This window comes from Antarcticimicrobium sp. (assembly GCF_029212575.1).
Taxonomy (GTDB): domain Bacteria; phylum Pseudomonadota; class Alphaproteobacteria; order Rhodobacterales; family Rhodobacteraceae; genus Antarcticimicrobium.
Window position 1 is genome coordinate 16,609 of the sequence record NZ_JARGPK010000054.1, and the last position, 16,819, is coordinate 33,427.

General features: G+C 66.9%; 16 protein-coding genes. 10 read left to right on the plus strand and 6 right to left on the minus strand.

Annotation, left to right across the window (positions count from 1 at the left end; genetic code table 11):
* Positions 1–5 precede the first annotated feature (5 nt).
* The 6 genes from lptD (at position 6) to P1U75_RS11005 (ending at position 8,657) form a co-directional block, all read left to right on the plus strand.
* On the plus strand, positions 6–2,111 hold the full coding sequence (gene lptD / locus P1U75_RS10980) for an LPS assembly protein LptD (protein WP_300243257.1): 2,106 nt from the start codon (positions 6–8) through the stop codon (positions 2,109–2,111).
* Entirely contained in the window at positions 2,096–3,352 is a 1,257-nt protein-coding gene (locus P1U75_RS10985; RefSeq protein WP_300243121.1) for a peptidylprolyl isomerase, read from the plus strand. Before lptD ends, P1U75_RS10985 begins: the two co-directional genes overlap by 16 nt.
* Complete coding sequence (gene pdxA / locus P1U75_RS10990) at positions 3,349–4,314, plus strand: 4-hydroxythreonine-4-phosphate dehydrogenase PdxA (protein ID WP_300243124.1); 966 nt, start codon at positions 3,349–3,351, stop codon at positions 4,312–4,314. The genes P1U75_RS10985 and pdxA overlap by 4 nt, the downstream gene beginning before the upstream one ends.
* A 109-nt stretch (positions 4,315–4,423) precedes the next feature.
* Positions 4,424–5,266 carry a 16S rRNA (adenine(1518)-N(6)/adenine(1519)-N(6))-dimethyltransferase RsmA gene (gene rsmA, locus P1U75_RS10995; RefSeq protein ID WP_300243126.1) on the plus strand — a complete coding sequence of 281 codons (843 nt, stop codon included), beginning with the start codon at positions 4,424–4,426 and terminating at the stop codon, positions 5,264–5,266.
* Between the two features lie 90 nt (positions 5,267–5,356).
* Positions 5,357–6,823, plus strand: a complete 1,467-nt coding sequence (locus tag P1U75_RS11000) for a calcium-binding protein (protein WP_300243128.1) — start codon at positions 5,357–5,359, stop codon at positions 6,821–6,823.
* A gap of 199 nt (positions 6,824–7,022) precedes the next feature.
* Entirely contained in the window at positions 7,023–8,657 is a 1,635-nt protein-coding gene (locus tag P1U75_RS11005; protein WP_300243259.1) for a calcium-binding protein, read from the plus strand.
* Between the two features lie 81 nt (positions 8,658–8,738).
* On the opposite strand, the gene P1U75_RS11010 is transcribed toward P1U75_RS11005, so the two are convergent.
* The 3 genes from P1U75_RS11010 to prfA form a co-directional block, all read right to left on the minus strand.
* Positions 8,739–9,368, minus strand: coding sequence for a DUF4167 domain-containing protein (locus tag P1U75_RS11010; RefSeq protein ID WP_300243130.1), 630 nt, complete (start codon positions 9,366–9,368; stop codon positions 8,739–8,741).
* A 246-nt stretch (positions 9,369–9,614) separates the two neighbouring features.
* Positions 9,615–10,457, minus strand: coding sequence for a peptide chain release factor N(5)-glutamine methyltransferase (gene prmC, locus P1U75_RS11015; RefSeq protein ID WP_300243133.1), 843 nt, complete (start codon positions 10,455–10,457; stop codon positions 9,615–9,617).
* Entirely contained in the window at positions 10,454–11,506 is a 1,053-nt protein-coding gene (gene prfA / locus P1U75_RS11020) for a peptide chain release factor 1 (protein ID WP_300243135.1), read from the minus strand. Before prfA ends, prmC begins: the two co-directional genes overlap by 4 nt.
* 84 nt (positions 11,507–11,590) lie before the next feature.
* Between prfA and P1U75_RS11025 the strand changes: the two genes are divergently transcribed.
* Positions 11,591–11,890, plus strand: a complete 300-nt coding sequence (locus P1U75_RS11025; RefSeq protein WP_300243138.1) for a hypothetical protein — start codon at positions 11,591–11,593, stop codon at positions 11,888–11,890.
* Here P1U75_RS11025 and P1U75_RS11030 read toward each other — a convergent pair.
* The 3 genes from P1U75_RS11030 to P1U75_RS11040 are packed head-to-tail and all read right to left on the minus strand — an operon-like array spanning position 11,828 to position 14,396.
* A complete protein-coding gene (locus P1U75_RS11030; protein ID WP_300243141.1) occupies positions 11,828–12,235 on the minus strand; it encodes a DUF1499 domain-containing protein in 408 nt (135 codons plus the stop codon). The genes P1U75_RS11025 and P1U75_RS11030 overlap by 63 nt on opposite strands.
* 16 nt (positions 12,236–12,251) lie before the next feature.
* Positions 12,252–13,214: an agmatinase gene (gene speB / locus P1U75_RS11035; RefSeq protein ID WP_300243143.1), complete on the minus strand. Its 963-nt coding sequence runs from the start codon at positions 13,212–13,214 to the stop codon at positions 12,252–12,254.
* Positions 13,215–13,226: 12 nt separating this feature from the next.
* Positions 13,227–14,396, minus strand: coding sequence for a M20 aminoacylase family protein (locus P1U75_RS11040; protein WP_300243146.1), 1,170 nt, complete (start codon positions 14,394–14,396; stop codon positions 13,227–13,229).
* Between the two features lie 64 nt (positions 14,397–14,460).
* Here P1U75_RS11040 and mazG point away from each other — a divergent pair, with 64 nt between their 5' ends.
* The 3 genes from mazG to P1U75_RS11055 all read left to right on the plus strand — a co-directional run bounded on the left by mazG (position 14,461) and on the right by P1U75_RS11055 (position 16,731).
* A complete protein-coding gene (gene mazG / locus P1U75_RS11045; protein WP_300243148.1) occupies positions 14,461–15,282 on the plus strand; it encodes a nucleoside triphosphate pyrophosphohydrolase in 822 nt (273 codons plus the stop codon).
* Between the two features lie 70 nt (positions 15,283–15,352).
* Positions 15,353–16,294, plus strand: coding sequence for a nucleoside hydrolase (locus tag P1U75_RS11050; protein WP_300243150.1), 942 nt, complete (start codon positions 15,353–15,355; stop codon positions 16,292–16,294).
* On the plus strand, positions 16,291–16,731 hold the full coding sequence (locus P1U75_RS11055) for a GNAT family N-acetyltransferase (protein WP_300243152.1): 441 nt from the start codon (positions 16,291–16,293) through the stop codon (positions 16,729–16,731). The genes P1U75_RS11050 and P1U75_RS11055 overlap by 4 nt, the downstream gene beginning before the upstream one ends.
* The last annotated feature ends 88 nt before the right edge of the window (positions 16,732–16,819 follow it).

Here is a 16,819-nt window from a genome sequence, read left to right on the forward strand (position 1 = left end):
CGCACCTGGGCGGCGTCGCGCTGGGCCAGTCTGGTCGGCCGGACACCACCCCGGCCGAGCCGCCGGCGATGCTGGTGGCCGACAGGGTCTTTGTCACTCCCGACCGGCAGCTTGTAGCCGAGGGTTCGGTCGAGGCGTTCCAGGGCGAAACCCGGCTGCGGGCCGAACGGATCACCTTCGACCGCAAGACCGGAAAACTGATCATCGAGGGGCCGATTCGTATCGACCAGGGCGACCGGTTCACCGTGCTGGCCGACGCCGCCGAGATGGACCGGGGCCTGCGCGACGGGCTGCTGCGGGGCGCCCGCCTCGTCTTCGATCAGCAGGTTCAGCTTGCCGCGCTGCAGATGGTCCGCGTCGGCGGCCGCTACACCCAGCTCTACAAGACCGCGGTCACCTCCTGCCATGTCTGCGAGGACGGCCGCCCGCCACTGTGGCAGATCCGCGCCCGCAGCGTCACCCACGACCAGCAGGAACGGCAGCTCTATTTCGAGGGTGCACAACTGCGCGTGCTCGACGTTCCGGTTTTCTATTTCCCGGCGCTGCGCCTGCCCGATCCCTCGCTCGAGCGCGCCACCGGCTTCCTGATCCCGACGATCCGCACCACCTCGCAGCTCAAGACCGGAGTCCGGGTTCCCTATTTCTTCCGGATCGGCGATCACAAGGACCTGACCCTCACCCCCTATGTCTCGCCCAAGACGCGCACCCTGACGATGCGCTACCGGCAGGCCTTCCGCCGCGGCCGGATCGAACTCCAGGGTGCCTTTACCCGGGATGACCTGCTTCCGACCGACAAACGCGGCTACTTCTTCGGCACCGGGGCCTTCGACCTTGCCAACCGGTTCAAGCTGAGTTTCGACATCAAGACAGCCTCCGACAACGCCTATCTGGTAGATTACGGCCTGACCGACTATGACCGGCTGGAAAGCGAAGTGGAACTGACGCGGACCACCCGCAACACTGCTTTCCGCAGCGCCGTGATCCACTATGACTCGCTGCTCGACGGCGAGGATGAATCGCTGCTTCCCACCCTGATCACCGATTTATCCTTTGAACAACGCGCCCACCCGCGCGGGCTCGGTGGCGAATTGCAACTGGGGCTGGATTTCCTCGGTCACCGCCGGACCTCGGGGCTGGATATCCTCGGCCGCGATGTCACCCGGCTCACCGCCGATGCGGCATGGCGGCGCAACTGGCTGTTCGGACCCGGTCTGCGCGCGGATTGGGAGATCGGGTTCTCCGCCGACCGCTTCGAGATCAGCGACGATTCCACCTATGCCTCCTCCATCACCCGGACCACGCCGCGCGCGTCCCTGGCGCTGCGCTACCCGATGACGCGCGGTACCGAGGGCGGCGCGACCCAATTCCTCGAACCGCTGATCCAGATCGGCTGGAGCGACGTCAGCGGACCCGCGGCACCGATCGATGAAAGCCGCTTCGTCGAATTCGACCAGGGCAACCTGCTCTCGCTCTCCCGGTTTCCCTCCTCCGATGTGCGCGAGGACGGCACCGCGCTGGCCGTGGGGGTGAACTGGGCGCATTACGCCGCCTCCGGCTGGCGGGCGAACGCCACCGTGGGCCAGGTCTTCCGCGGCCTGGCGGACCCGAATTTCTCCACCACGTCGGGCCTCTCGGGCGAGGCCTCGGCCTTGCTGGTCGCGGGCCAGGTCGTGATGAACAAGGGGCTCAGCCTGACCGGGCGCTCCCTGCTCGACGACTCGTTGCATTTCAACAAGGTCGAGCTGCGCGGCAACTGGTCCAGCCCGCGCACCCGCATCAGCGGCTCCTACCTCTGGCTCGCTATCGACCCGGCCGAGGGGCGCACCGCAGATGTCTCCGAGCTCTGGTTTGATGGCAGTTACCGGGTCGGCGGAAACTGGACGGCGAGCGCAAACCTGCGCTACGACATCGCGGACGACAGCGCCTCGCGCGCCGGGGTCGGACTTGTCTACCAGAACGAATGCGTGACTGTCGATCTTTCGGTAAACCGGCGCTATACCTCGTCGACAAGTGTTGAGCCTTCGACCGATTTCGGCTTTACCATCGCTCTCAGCGGCTTTGCCGTCGAAAGCGGAACAGAAAAATACAGGCGATCATGCGGAAAATCCTGACCCACCTTCTGATCCACCTGCACCGGCGCGCCCGCGCCGCATTGCTGCTGGCGGTCCTGGCACTCTCGGCCTCCCTGACCGGCCCGGCGGCGGCCCAGGGCCTGTTTTCTCCGGTTATCACCGTCAACGGCGATGCCATTACCGGCTATGAGCTGGAACAGCGCGCCCTGCTGCTTCGGGTTCTCAATGCCCCCGGCGACACCGTCGAACTGGCCCGCCAGGCCCTGATCGAGGATCGGCTCAAGCAGCAGGCTGCCAAGGCGGTCGATATCGAGGTTCCGCCAGAGGACGTGGAGACCGGCATGGACGAATTCGCCGCCCGTGCCAACCTGTCCATCGAAGAGCTTCTGAAAGCGCTCGCGCAAGAGAATATCTCGCGCCAGACCGTACGGGATTTCGTCAAGGTCAACCTGATCTGGCGCGCCTATGTGGCGGCCCGCTTTGGGGCCCGCGCCCGGCCCACCGATGTCGAAATCGACCGCGCGATGGGCAGCGGCGGCGCCTCGGGTGGGATCCAGGTTCTTCTCTCCGAGGTGATCATCCCCATCACCCCGCAGACCGCGGCACAGGTCGAGGGGCTGGCAGACCAGATCGCCCAGGTGCAAAGCTACGATGCCTTCTCGGCCGCCGCGACCCAGTACTCGGCCAGCAACAGCCGCACCGATGGCGGCCGGCTGGGCTGGATGCCGCTGACGCGCCTGCCCGCACCGCTGCAACCGGTGATCCTGGCGCTGAAAAAAGGCGAGATAACCGCCCCACTGGCCCTGCCCAACGCCGTCGCCCTGTTCCAGATGCGCGGCATCCGGGAATCAGGTGTCACCGAACCGCGCTATGCCAAGATCGACTATGCCAGCTACCTGATCCCCGGCGGCCGCTCGCCCGAGGCGCTGTCCACCGCCCAGCGGATCATCGATGGCACCGACACCTGCGACGACCTCTACGGCATCGCCAAGGGCCAGCCGCCCGAGGTGCTGGAACGCCGCGATCTGCCACCACGCGAAATCCCGCGCGACGTGGCGCTGGAACTGTCCAAGCTCGACGCCAGCGAATCCTCGACCGCGCTCACCCGCAACAACGGGCAGACGCTGGTTCTGCTGATGCTCTGCGGCCGCACCGCCGAGTCCACCGCCGATGCCACCCGCGATCAGATCGGCAACGCCCTGCTCGAACAGCGGCTGCAAAGCTTTGCCGCCAGCCATCTCGAACAGCTCAAGGCCGACGCGCTGATCCGCGAACGATGAGGCCCCCGGTCGCGCTCAGCTGCGGTGAACCGGCCGGCATCGGGCCGGAAATCGCCGTGCGGGCCTGGCAGGCGCTGCGCGGCGACTGCCCCTTCGTCTGGATCGGCGATCCGCGCCACCTGCCCGCCGGCACCCCGGTGGCCGAGTTGGGCGACCCGGCCGAAGCCGCCGCTGCCAGCGCCTTTGCCTTTCCGGTCCTGCCGCATCCGTTCGCCGCGCCCAACACGCCAGGCCAGCCCGACCCGGCCAACGCGCGCGGCGTCATCACCGCCATCGAACGCGCCGTCGCCCTCACCCAATCCGGCCTGGCCTGCGCCGTCTGCACCGCGCCGATCCACAAGAAGGCGCTGATCGACGGCGCCAATTTCGCCTATCCCGGCCATACCGAGTTTCTCGCCGCCCTCGGCGGGGTCGACCGCGTGGTGATGATGCTGGCCAGCGATCAGTTGCGCGTGGTGCCCACCACCATCCACATCGCCCTGTCCGAGGTGCCGCATCGGCTCACCCCCGATCTGCTGCGCGAGACCATCGGGATCACCGCGCGCGGCCTGCGCGACCGGTTCGGCATCGCCCACCCGCGCCTCGCCGTCGCGGGCCTCAACCCGCACGCCGGCGAAGGCGGCGCCATGGGCCGCGAAGAGGTGGACTGGATCGCTCCTTTGTTGGTGCAGATCCCGCAGGAGGGATTCACCCTCACCGGCCCGCATCCCGCCGATACGATGTTCCACGCCGCCGCCCGCGCCCGCTATGACGCCGCGATCTGCATGTACCACGATCAGGCGCTGATCCCGATCAAGACGCTGGATTTCGACCGCGGCGTCAACGTCACCCTCGGGCTGCCCTTCATCCGCACCTCGCCCGATCACGGCACCGCCTTTGACATCGCAGGACAGGGAAAGGCCAATCCCTCCAGCCTGATCGAGGCGCTGAAACTGGCGCAGACGATGGCCGGGGCCCCATGACCTTCGGGCTTTTTCTGGCCGAAAATACTCCCGCCGGAGGCGGAAAATCCTTGTCCCGGACCAGAGGATTCTGGTCCTCCGGCGCGGAGACTTGCGGTGAAAGGACACGATGAGCGCCATCGACCCCCTCCCGCCGCTGCGCGCGGTGATCGCCAGTCACGGCCTCTCGGCGCGCAAATCGCTGGGCCAGAACTTCCTGCTGGACCTCAACCTCACCGCCAAGATCGCGCGGCAGGCGGGCGACCTCAGCCAATGCGACGTGCTCGAGATCGGCCCCGGCCCCGGCGGGCTGACCCGGGGCCTTCTGGCCGAGGGCGCGCGCAGGGTGCTGGCCATCGAAAAGGACACCCGCTGTCTCCCCGCGCTGGAGGAGATCGCCGCGGCCTATCCCGGCCGGTTGCAGATCATCAACGGCGATGCGCTCCAGCTCGATCCGCTGGCGCATCTCACGCCCCCCATTCGCGTCGCCGCCAACCTGCCCTACAACATCGGGACCGAGCTTCTGGTGCGCTGGCTCACGCCCGCCGACTGGCCGCCGTTCTGGCAAAGCCTGACCCTGATGTTCCAGCGCGAGGTGGCCGAGCGGATCGTCGCCGCGCCCGGCTCCAAGGCCTACGGGCGACTGGCGATCCTGGCGCAATGGCGCAGCACCGCCCGCATCGTGATGTCCCTGCCGCCCGAGGCCTTCACCCCGCCACCCAAGGTCTCCAGCGCCGTGGTGCATCTCGAGGCCCTGCCAGAGCCGCGCTTTCCGGCCGATCCGGCGGTGCTGTCGCGGGTCGTCGCCGCCGCCTTCAACCAGCGCCGCAAGATGCTGCGCGCCGCGCTCAAGGGGCAGGCCCCGGATATCGAGGACCGGCTCATCGCCGCCGGCATCGCCCCCACCGAACGCGCCGAACAGGTCGGGCTCGAGCAGTTCTGCGCCCTCGCCCGGACGCTTGCCCGCCCCTGACCGGGGCCCGGATTATGAAAAAAAACCGCTTTGGTGTATCGTGCCGCATTGTTGGGGGTCGATGTGTGGCCTCTTTTTCAGGGGGGCACCATGATTATCATTCACGAACTGAATCTGCGCGGATCCCCCTTCCAGTGGGTCTTTGCCTCCAGCCTCAGCAAGATCGACATCGATCTGGTCGTTTCTGACAGTCCCGACAGCCTCTCCTTCCCGGATCCGGACGCTGGCCTGGTTTTCACTTTGCACGGCAGCGGGTTGAGCGTCGGGCCGGACGGTCCGTTCAACGGTACCGCCAACCGGCTCGTGATCACGAGCCTTGGCTCACCGGGCGATTCTGTTGACGTCACCCTGCCCACCGAGACCGCGTTCGCCGATCTGGTGACCACTGCGCGGGACGTGCCGCCCCGGGGTACGATCAGGGATCTTGCGGACTTCAACCGCGTGCTGATGCCCGACGATTCGCCCTTTCCCGACCTGAATTTCACCGGCGGCAGCGGCCCCAACGTGGCACTGGGGTTCGGTGGCAATGACGTCTTCGACCTCGGCGGCGGGCGCGACACGGTGTTCATCACCCCCGGCAATGACCATATCGACGGCGGCCCCGGCAAGGACACGGTCAGCGGGGAATTCTCCGACACGCCCATGGACATGGACCTGGACGGCGCAACGATCGTGTTTGGTGGGTTCGTCGTCACGATAAAAAGCGTCGAGAATGCCGATGGCTCGAGCTACAACGACGTCATCTTTGGAAACAAGGTCGGCAACGTTTTCAGGGGCCACGAAGGCGACGACACCCTCAACGGTCGCGCCGGAAACGACACCATCGACGGTGGCGGCGGAAACGACACCATCAGCGGTGGCGGCGGCAACGACACCATCAGAGGTGGCTCCGGGGACGACACCCTCAAGGGCGGCAAAGGCAACGACCGGATCGAAGGCGGAGATGGCGATGACACGATCCACGGTGAGGGCGCCGTGAACGTGATCTTTGGTGGTCCCGGCAAGGATTCGATCTATGCCAGCAACAAGGGCGGCATGGTGAAAGGCGGCAGCGGCCCGGACCTGATCGTCGGCGGGTTTGGAAAAGATGACCTGTTCGGTGGCTCCGGCCCGGATGAAATCGTCGGCGGTGCCGGGAACGACAAGATCGATGGAGGCAGCGGCAACGACAAGCTGAGCGGCGGTCGCGGAAAGGACACCGTCAGTGGCGGCACAGGAAAGGACAAGATCGACGGCGGCGCCGGCGACGATACCCTGAAAGGCGGCTCCGGCAACGACAGTCTGGAGGGGGGAGAGGGTGATGACACGCTGTTCGGGGGCGCGGGGCGCGACACCCTGGTGTTCCGCGCCAGCACCCCGGGCCGGACCGAGGGCGACGATACCGTCCTCGGTTACCAGCCGGGCAAAGACACGATCACCATCGTCGAAGGGGCGTCGGACGAGGTGCACGTGACGACGAGGGGCGGCAACACGATCATCGACTACGGCAACGGCACGATCACCATCGAGGATCAGATCCTGACGCGGGACCAGATCACCTTCGAGTACGACCTGTAGCGCGCCAAAAGGGCCAGTGCGGTGTCCCGCCCGGCCCCTTGTGTCACATCGATCCGTTACGCCCAGCTGCGATCGCTCGGCGGCGGCGTTGGCCCCGTCCGAACGTGCCGAACAGGTCGGGCTCGAGCCGTTCTGCGCCCTCGCCCGGACACTTGCCCACCCCTGACGGGGGCGCGGATTATGAAAAAAACCGGCTTTGGTGTATCGTGCCGCCTTGTGGGGCCGATGTGTGGCCTCCGTTTTTTCTGAGGTTACCATGATCGTTCTCGCGCGACTGCTCGAACAACAGTTCCCTTTTCAATCGGTTTTAGTTGCGGCTATGTCGCGTATAGACCTTGCCCTGATCGTCTCGGACAACCCCGACATCCTTGCCTTCAAGGATGGGGACTTCGATCTGTCTTTCACCTTGTACGGCAGCAGGTTGAGCGCCGGGCCGGACGATGTATTCTCCGGCACCGCCGACCGGATCGTCATCAGCAACCCCGACACCCCGGGCGAGACCGTCGACATCACCCTGCCAACAGCAACCCCGCTCCAGGATCTCGTGGACACCGCACGCGCCGTTCCGCCGCCGTACTCGCCCGGCGATCTGGATGACTTCAACCGCGTGCTGATGCCCGACGATTCGCCCTTTCCCGACCTGTTCTTTACCGGCGGCGATGGGCCCGACGTGGCGCTGGGCTTTGGTGGCAACGACGTGTTCGCCCTCGGCGGCGGGCGCGACACCGCGCTCCTGACCCCGGGCAACGACAGTATCGACGGCGGCCCCGGCAAGGACACGGTCAGCGGTGAATTCTACGATGGGCCGTTGGTCATCGATCTCCGCGGCAAGGCCGTTTCCGGGAAAGAGGTCGATGCCCTGCTGAACAGCATCGAGAATGCCACCGGCTCCGCCTTCGACGACACCATCAAGGGCAACGCAAAGGCCAACGTCATCAAGGGCGGCGACGGCGACGATACGCTGACCGGCGGCAAGAAGGGCCGAAACGTGATCGACGGCGGTGACGGAATTGACGTGATAGAAGGCGGCGCCGGAAACGACCGGATCGACGGCGGCAACGGCAACGACGAAATCGACGGCGGCGGTGGAGACGATCGCATCAAAGGCGGCGACGGCGATGACGTCATCAAGGGCGGCGGCGGCCGGGACCGCATCGAAGGTGGCGACGGCGATGACTCAATCCGTGGCCAAGGCGGGCCAAACACGATCCTGGGCGGCTCCGGAGAAGATTTTATCGTCGCCGGCAACCAAGGTGACCAGATCAATGGCGGCAAAGGCCAGGACTTAATCCAGGGCGGAAATGGAAACGACAGGCTGTTCGGTGGATCCGGCCTGGACGTGATCAGAGGATCGAACGGCGACGATTTCATCGACGGCGGCAGCCACACCGACACCCTCGCGGGCGACGACGGCGACGACACCATCCTGGGCGGAAAGGGCCGGGATCGGATCGACGGCGGCGCGGGCGATGACACGATCGAGGGCGGTAGCGGAGGCGACCGGATCAAGGGCGGCGACGGCAATGACACGATCGAGGGCGGCGCGGGATCTGACTTAATCGACGGCGGCCTGGGTGATGACGTCCTGAATGGCGGACGCGGGTCCGACACCTTCTTCTTCCGGACCTATCCCGATGAACGGTCCGATGGCGCGGACCGCATCGTCGCCTTTGAGGCCGCAATGGACACGATCAGGATTTTCGGCATCGGCGACAGTCGCGACATCACGGTGACGAATACCGGTGGCGACACGGTGATCGATTATGGCCACGGCACGATCACCATCGAGGATCAGACCTTGTCCCGCGACGACATCGCCTTGGTATTCACCTAACAACACACAATAAGGGCCGGCGCGGTCACCCCGCCCGGCCCTTTGGTTTCGTCCGATTGCGCGCAGATCACTCGGCGCTGATCACTCGGCGGCGGCGTTGGCCCCGCCCGCATCGCCGGGGGTCTCACCGCCCGGTGCCTCGGATTTCGCCTCCGGCTTCGCGTCACTCTTGGAGTCGGCTTCTTCCGATGCGCCGTCCTTGGGCTTGGCCGCGGGCTTGCGCGCGCGCGGCTTGCGTGTGGGGGGCTTCTTCGGCTTGCTTTCCGGGGTCTCGACCAGCCCGCTCTCGCCCTCGCCGTCCGACCCGCCCAGGTCCATAACGTCGGGCTGCGGCGCTGCGGCCGGGTCCGGCGCACCGGGCTCCCGCTCCTGACGCTGTTGGGCACGCTCGCGCTCGCGGTCGCGCTCGGCCTGGCGTTCGCGGTTCTGCCGCTCCTGCTCGTCGCGGCGCGCGTCCTGCTCGCGCTGGGCCTCGCTCAGCATGCGCAGGTAATGCTCCGCGTGCTGTTGAAAGTTCTCGGTCGCCACGCGGTCGTTGCCGAGTTGCGCATCGCGCGCCAGCTGGTTGTATTTATCTATGATCTGCTGCGGCGTGCCGCGCACCTTTCCTTCGGGACCGGAACTGTCAAACACGCGGTTGACGATGTTTCCACCAGAAGAGGGACGGTTGCGGTTCGACTTCGACCGCGAACGGGATTTGGACGATCTCATTTTATCTTACGTCAGCCTTGTCTTCACTGTCGTATGATCCGGGTGCGCCTCATGCGCTGCAAACAGTGGCCAGATCTGCGACTTCGGGGGCTTTGTGTTGCACAGAAGCTGCGACAGCCTCTGTCGGGGCAACAATTGCGAATAAACATGTCCTGCGGGCCCACACAAGGGGGGGGAAGGCAAAAAACCGGCTTTTTGTGCCTCTGCCGCGCCTTTTCCACCGATGCCGTTGCCCATTTGCCGCCGTTAACGCAACCAGGCGCAAACCACGCGGTCGCGCCCGTCGAGGTCCTGCACAACGCCGGTATCGCTCAGCCCGGCCGCCGTGAGGATCGCGGCCACCGCTTCGGCCTGGGTCGGGCCGATCTCGACCAGCAGCCGCCCGCCGGGCTCCAGATGCCCGGCCACATGCGCCGCGATCGCCCGATAGGCGCCCAGCCCGTCACCGCCGTCGGTCAGCGCCAGCGCGGGTTCGTGCCGGCGCACCTCGTCGGCCAGCCCCGCCATCTCGCCCGCCGCGATATAGGGCGGGTTCGACACGATCAGGTCGAACCGCCCGGCGACGTTGGAAAACCAGTCCGACTGCTCGATCTCGGCGCGCGCCTGCACCCGGTGCAGCACCGCGTTGGCGCTGGCCTGCAGGCAGGCCGCCTCGCTGATATCCACGCCCAGCCCGGTGGCCTCGGACCGCTCGGCCAGCAGCGTCACCAGGATGCAGCCCGAACCGACGCCCAGATCCAGCACCCGTGAAAAGGGGTCCGCCAGCGCCGCCTCGATCAGCGTCTCGGTTTCCGGTCGCGGATCCAGCACATCGCCCGACACCTTGAAGCGGCGTCCGTAGAATTCCCGCTCCCCCACCAGATGCGACACCGGCACCCGGATCGCGCGAAGGGAAATCAGCTGCTCGTACCGTTCGGCGATCTCCGGCTCCAGGTCCTCCGGCGCGATCAGCGTCACCCGAGCCGCCTCGATCCGCGCCGCATGGGCCAGCAGCACCCGCGCATCCCGCGCCGGATCGTCCACCCCCGCCGCGCGCAGCCGGGCGGCGGCCGCCGCCATCGCCTGCGCCGCTGTCTGGCCGCCGCTCATTGCCCCATCTCGGCCAGCATGCGGGCCTGATCGTCGGCGGTCAGCGCATCGATCGCCTCGTCCAGATCGCCCTGCATCACCTGCTCCAGCTTGTAGAGCGTCAGGTTGATGCGGTGATCGGTCATCCGCCCCTGCGGAAAGTTGTAGGTGCGGATACGCTCGCTGCGATCACCCGAGCCGACCTGGCTCTTGCGTGCCTCTGAGCGCGCGTCATGCGCCCTCTGCCGCTCCATGTCGTAAAGCCGCGTGCGCAGCACATCCATCGCGATCTCGCGGTTGCGGTGCTGCGATTTCTCCGAGCTCGTCACCACGATTCCGCTGGGGATATGGGTGATCCGCACCGCCGAATCCGTGGTGTTCACATGCTGCCCGCCGGCGCCGGAACTGCGCATGGTGTCGATGCGGATGTCGTTCGCGTCGATCTTGATGTCCACGTCCTGCGCCTCGGGCAGGACCGCCACCGTCGCCGCCGAGGTATGGATGCGCCCGCCGCTCTCGGTGCTGGGCACCCGCTGCACCCGGTGCACGCCGGATTCGTATTTCAGCCGGGCAAAGACATTCTCGCCGCCGATCCGGATCACCGCCTCCTTGACGCCGCCCAGTTCGGTCTCCTGCAGTTCGATCACCTCCCAGCGCCAGCCGCGCGCCTCGGCATAGCGCTGGTACATCCGCAGCAGGTCGGCCGCGAACAGCGCCGCCTCGTCGCCTCCCGTCCCCGGCCGGATCTCCAGCATGGCCGAGCGGGTGTCGGCCTCGTCGCGCGGCAGCAGCGCCAGCCGCAACGCGTGCTCGGCCTCCGGCAGGCGCGCCTTCAGGACCGGGATCTCCTCCTCGGCCAGTTCACGCAGGTCGGGATCGGCCCGCATCGCCTCGGCCCCGGCCAACTCATCGCGCAGGCGGCGCCAGCCGGCGATCTTCTCCACCACCGGTTTCAGATCGGAATACTCCTTGGCCAGCGCGGCGATTTCGCCGCCGGCGGCACCGGCCATCGCGGCTTCAAGGTACTCAAACCTTTGGGTGATCTGTTCTAGTCGTTCTTCGGGGACCATCCGCGCGGTGTCCTTCATCCCGGGGCTTTGGTCAAGAGGAATGCCATGCTAGGCTGGGTGTCACAGAACGTTCGGAGCCGCCCAATGACCCGTCTCACCCTGCTTTTCGCCCCGCTCCTTGCCCTTGTCGCCGGTCCGGTCGCGGCCGATGTCATCGCCCCCGATGGATCGGTACGCGATTGCTACTGTACCGACAGCGGCGGCGGCAGGATCGAACTGGGTGAAACCATCTGCCTTCACGTCGACGGGCGCATGTTCATGGCGCAATGCCAGATGTCGCTCAATGTCCCGATGTGGCGCGAGGTGCAGGAGGGCTGCCTGTCATCGCGCCTGCAATCGCCCAAGCCACCCCTCGACGCGGGCCCGGTTCACCCCAAGATCTGAGCGCCCGAAGCGCGACCGGGCATGGAGCTCCAGCGTTCCGTTCACCTTCTGAACAGTGGTGTAATCAGGAAACCCCATCACCCGGCTGCGGGTGACATAAGTGATCATGCCGTCGTCCAGCGATCCTGCCAGAACCCGCGTGCGCGGCGTCGCCTGGACGATCGCGTCCAGCCGCACCAGCCCCTCCGGCCCTGCCGGTAGCCGCCGCTTCACCCCCGATTTGAAGGTCTTGTTGCTGTTCACATCTGGCGGGCGGTGCCACCGCGCCGGATTGCTGGGGGCCAGCCGGACATACGCCAGCCCCGCCACCGCCACGGCCAGAACCGCCCAAAGCACCACCATCATCCGCCCCATCCCCGGCTCACATCAACATGGTCCAGCCCAGCAGGCAGATGATCGACACCGCCACATGGGCACCGGCCACCGCCGTGATGCCCGCCGGGTCGAACGGCGGCGAGACCTCGACCACGTCGCCCCCCTTGATGTTGATCCCGCCCAGGTCGCGCAGGATCATCGACGCCTGCGCCGAACTCATCCCGCCCCAGACCGGCGTGCCGGTGCCCGGCGCAAAGGCCGGGTCGAGCCCGTCGATATCGAAAGTGAGGTAAGTGGGATGATCGCCCAGGATGCCCTTGATCTTTGCCGCCACCGCCTGCGGCCCGGTCTCATGCACCTCACGCGCGTCGATGATGTTCACCCCCATGGTGTCGTCATTGTGGGTGCGGATGCCCACCTGGACCGAGCGCGCCGGGTCCACCAGCCCCTCCTTCACCGCCTTGTAGAACATGGTGCCGTGGTCGATGCGGTCGGGATCGTCATCGGCCCAGGTGTCGGTATGGGCATCGAACTGCAACAGCGACATCGGCCCGTATTTCTCGGCAAAGGCCTTGAGCACCGGGTAAGTGATGTAGTGATCGCCGCCCAGCGTCACCGGCGCCACGCCCGCCGCCAGGATCTTGGCGATATGCACGGTCAGCGCCGTGGGGAACGCCGGGATATTGGCATAATCATAGGCCAGGTCGCCATAATCCACGATTGCCAGCTCGCTCAGCGCCCGGAACGGCCAGCCATAGGGCTCGTCATAGGGCTGATAACTCGACGCCTCGCGAATTCCGCGCGGACCCAGCCGGGTTCCGGGCCGGTTCGACACCGCCAGATCGAAGGGCACCCCGGTCACGGCGATCTGCGCGCCGCTCAGATCCTTGGTATAGCGCCGCTTGAGAAAGGACACCGCGCCGCCATAGGCAGCCTCCAGGTTGGTGCCGCGCAGGTCCTCGCGGGTGAAGCCTGCGTCGATCTCGTTTTCCACATCGCTCATGCCCATGGTGGCCCCTCCCTATTTCGCCGCCAGCGGCTGCGCGCGTTCCACCAGCCGGGCAAAGAACGAGGCGCCGACCGGGGCAATCTCGTCGTTGAAATTGTATTCCGGGTGATGCAACCCGGCGCCCTCGCCCTGGCCGAGGAACAGATAGGCGCCCGGGCGTTTTTGCAGCATATAGGCGAAATCCTCCGCCCCCATCTCGCGCCCGACCTCGCCCTGAACCTTTGCGGCGCCGACGACTTCCTCGGCCACCTGCACCGCGAAACGGGTTTTCTCGGCATCGTTCACCGTCGCCGGATAGCCGACCTCATAGGTCAGCCGCGCCTCTACCTCGAAACTGGCGGCATGGCCGGCCACGATGGCACGCATCCGGTCCCGCACCATCTGCTGCACCTTGGGATCGAAGGTGCGCACCGTGCCGTTCAGATAGGCGGTCTCGGGGATCACGTTGTCCACCGTGCCGGTATGGATCTGGGTGACCGAGACCACCAGATCGTCCAGCGCGTAATGGTTGCGGCTGACAATCGTCTGGAACGCCTGCGCGATGGCCACCGCCGCGACCACCGGATCGCGGGCCTCATGCGGCATCGCGCCATGGCCGCCGAGGCCCTTGATATGGATGTGGAACTGATCCACCGCCGCCATCAGCGGCCCCGGCGTGGTGCAAAAGGCGCCGGTCTCCAACCCCGGCGCATTGTGCAGCGCATAGACCTGCCCGATGTCGAAGCGGTCCAGAATACCCTCTTCGACCATCACGCCGGAACCGCCGCCGGCCTCTTCCGCCGGCTGGAAGATCAGCGCCACGCGCCCGGCAAAATTCCGCGTCTCCACCAGGTATCTCGCCGCACCCAATAGCATCGTGGTATGCCCGTCATGCCCGCAGGCGTGCATCTTTCCGGCATGCTCCGAGGCATAGTCCAGCCCGGTCGCCTCCGTGATCGGCAGCGCGTCGAAATCGGCGCGCAGCCCAATGGTCGGCCCCGCGCCCTGCCCCTCGATGATCGCCACGATGCCGGTCTGCGCGATGCCCTCGTGAATCTCGTCGATGCCGAAATCGCGCAGCCGCGCGGCGATGAACCCGGCAGTCTGCGGGCAGTCGAACCCCAGTTCCGGGATCCGGTGCAGATGGCGGCGCCAGCCGGTCATCTCTTCGGCGTAGTCGGCAATGCGGTTGACGACAGGCATGGGGTGGACTCCTTGGACCTCATCCGGAATTGATGCATCTGACACCGGAAAAGGAGGCTCCGCAATGCCCGAACACGACCTTGTTCACGACCCGGAGGCGGGAATTGAGCGGCTCTTGGAGATCATGCGACGGCTGCGCGACCGCGACACCGGATGCCCCTGGGACATCGAGCAGGATTTCGACACCATCGCCCCCTATACCATCGAGGAGGCCTATGAGGTTGCCGACGCCATCGAGCGCCGCGCCTGGGACGAGCTGAAGGGCGAGCTGGGCGATCTGCTGTTCCAGTCGGTGTTCCACGCGCAGATGGCGCAGGAGGCCGGGCATTTCACCTTTCAGGACGTGGTGCGCACCATGTCCGACAAGATGGTCGCGCGCCATCCGCATGTCTTCGGCAATGAGACCCGCGACAAGAGCGCCGAACAACAAACCCGCGACTGGGAGGCGATCAAGGCCGCCGAACGGGCCGAAAAGGCGCAGCGCGGCGCGCTGGAGGGGGTGGCGGGCAACCTCCCCGCGCTGCTGCGCGCCTACAAGCTGCAGCAGCGTGCCGCGCGGGTCGGCTTCGACTGGCCCGACACCGGCGACGTGATCGCCAAGATCGCCGAAGAGGCCAATGAACTGGTCGAGGCCCGCGACAGCCTCGGCCCCGACGAGATCGAGGAGGAATACGGCGATCTGCTCTTCGTCATGGCCAACCTCGGCCGCCACCTCGGGGTGGAACCCGAAGCCGCCCTGCGCCGCGCCAACGCCAAGTTCACCCGCCGCTTCACCGCCGTCGAGGCCGCACTCGCCGAGGCCGGCAAGCGCCCCGAGGACAGCGACCTTGCGGAAATGGACGCGCTCTGGGACGCGGTGAAGGCGCGGGAGAAGGAACACAGGTAGACGCGCGCGCCCCGCTGGACATCGCCGCGCGCCCCTGCAACTGTCGCGCCGCAAAAGACAGAGGCCACCCATGACCGCGCGAAAGATCATCATCGACACCGACCCCGGACAGGACGACGCTGTCGCCATCCTGTTGGCGCTGGCCAGCCCCGAGGAGGTCGAGGTGCTGGGCATCACTGCCGTGGCCGGCAACGTGCCGCTGCCGCTGACCGCCAGGAACGCCCGCATCGTCTGCGAACTGGCCGGGCGCCCCGAGATCCCGGTGCACGCCGGTTGCGACACCCCGCTGGCGCGCCCGCTGGTCACCGCCGAACATGTGCACGGCAAGACCGGGCTCGACGGCCCCACCCTGCCCGATCCCGAAACCGACCTGGCCCCCGGCCACGCGGTCGACTTCATCATCGACACCCTGCGCGCGCATCCCCCCGGCACCGTCACCCTCTGCCCGCTGGGCCCGCTGACCAATATCGCCACCGCCTTTCGCGACGCCCCCGACATCATCCCCCGCGTCCGGGAAATCGTCCTGATGGGCGGCGCCTATTTCGAGGTCGGCAACATCACCCCGGCGGCCGAGTTCAACATCTACGTCGATCCCGAGGCCGCCGACATCGTGTTCCGCGCCGGCGCGCCGCTCACCGTGATGCCGCTGGATGTGACCCACAAGGCGCTGGTCACCCGGCCGCGCAACGACGCCTTCCGCGCGCTGGGCACGCCGGTCGGCATCGCGGTGGCCGAGATGACCGATTTCTTCGAGCGTTTCGACAAGGAGAAATACGGCAGTCTCGGCGCACCGCTGCACGATCCCTGCGTCACCGCCTGGCTGATCCGGCCCGACCTGTTCAAAGGCCGCCACATCAACGTGGAGATCGAGACCACATCCGCCCTCACCCTCGGCATGACCGTGGCCGACTGGTGGCGCGTGACCGAGCGCGCGCCCAATGCCACCTTCATGGGTGACGTGGACGCCGACGGTTTCTTTGCCCTGCTGACGGAAAGGCTGGCGCGGCTGTGACCGCGCTGCATCTTGCCCGGCCCGAGGATCTCGACCGGCTGTTGCCGCTCGCCGCCGCCTGTCACGGCGAACTGGGCATCGCGCGCGACGACGACAGCCGCCGCGCCGGGCTGGCGCCGCTGCTCGACGGGGTGCCGCAGGGGGCGGTCTACCTGATCGGACCGGCCCGCGCGCCGCTGGGCTACGCCGTGCTGAGCTTCGGCTGGTCGCTCGCCGAGGCCGGGATCGAGGCGCGGCTGGACGAATTGTTCATCCGCCCCGCGGTGCGCCGCCGCGGCATCGCGACCGAGGTGCTGGCCGCCCTGCCCCGCGCGCTGGGCGAGGCCGGGGTAAGGGCGCTCACCCTGCGGCTCGCCCCCGATGCGCCGTCCCGCCCCCTGTTCGAACGCGCCCGGTTCCAGCCGGTCGCGGCGGAGCTGCTGGTCAAACCGCTCTGAGCGCGAACGCCGCCCCCCTTCAAAACCCCCAACGCAAAACCCCCGCCACCTTGCGGAAGCGGGGGCAAAACCCTGCGATCGGAAAAGG

What these genes read in the sequence shown, in the direction of transcription:
- rsmA (WP_300243126.1), top strand. Translation starts at nt 4,424, where the DNA reads ATGAGCGCCATCGACCCCCTCCCGCCGCTGCGCGCGGTGATCGCCAGT.
- prmC (WP_300243133.1), bottom strand. Translation starts at nt 10,457, where the DNA reads ATGAGCGGCGGCCAGACAGCGGCGCAGGCGATGGCGGCGGCCGCCGCC.
- prfA (WP_300243135.1), bottom strand. Translation starts at nt 11,506, where the DNA reads ATGGTCCCCGAAGAACGACTAGAACAGATCACCCAAAGGTTTGAGTAC.
- P1U75_RS11050 (WP_300243150.1), top strand. Translation starts at nt 15,353, where the DNA reads ATGACCGCGCGAAAGATCATCATCGACACCGACCCCGGACAGGACGAC.
- P1U75_RS11010 (WP_300243130.1), bottom strand. Translation starts at nt 9,368, where the DNA reads ATGAGATCGTCCAAATCCCGTTCGCGGTCGAAGTCGAACCGCAACCGT.
- P1U75_RS11000 (WP_300243128.1), top strand. Translation starts at nt 5,357, where the DNA reads ATGATTATCATTCACGAACTGAATCTGCGCGGATCCCCCTTCCAGTGG.
- P1U75_RS10985 (WP_300243121.1), top strand. Translation starts at nt 2,096, where the DNA reads ATGCGGAAAATCCTGACCCACCTTCTGATCCACCTGCACCGGCGCGCC.
- P1U75_RS11025 (WP_300243138.1), top strand. Translation starts at nt 11,591, where the DNA reads ATGACCCGTCTCACCCTGCTTTTCGCCCCGCTCCTTGCCCTTGTCGCC.
- mazG (WP_300243148.1), top strand. Translation starts at nt 14,461, where the DNA reads ATGCCCGAACACGACCTTGTTCACGACCCGGAGGCGGGAATTGAGCGG.
- P1U75_RS11030 (WP_300243141.1), bottom strand. Translation starts at nt 12,235, where the DNA reads ATGATGGTGGTGCTTTGGGCGGTTCTGGCCGTGGCGGTGGCGGGGCTG.
- speB (WP_300243143.1), bottom strand. Translation starts at nt 13,214, where the DNA reads ATGGGCATGAGCGATGTGGAAAACGAGATCGACGCAGGCTTCACCCGC.
- P1U75_RS11040 (WP_300243146.1), bottom strand. Translation starts at nt 14,396, where the DNA reads ATGCCTGTCGTCAACCGCATTGCCGACTACGCCGAAGAGATGACCGGC.
- pdxA (WP_300243124.1), top strand. Translation starts at nt 3,349, where the DNA reads ATGAGGCCCCCGGTCGCGCTCAGCTGCGGTGAACCGGCCGGCATCGGG.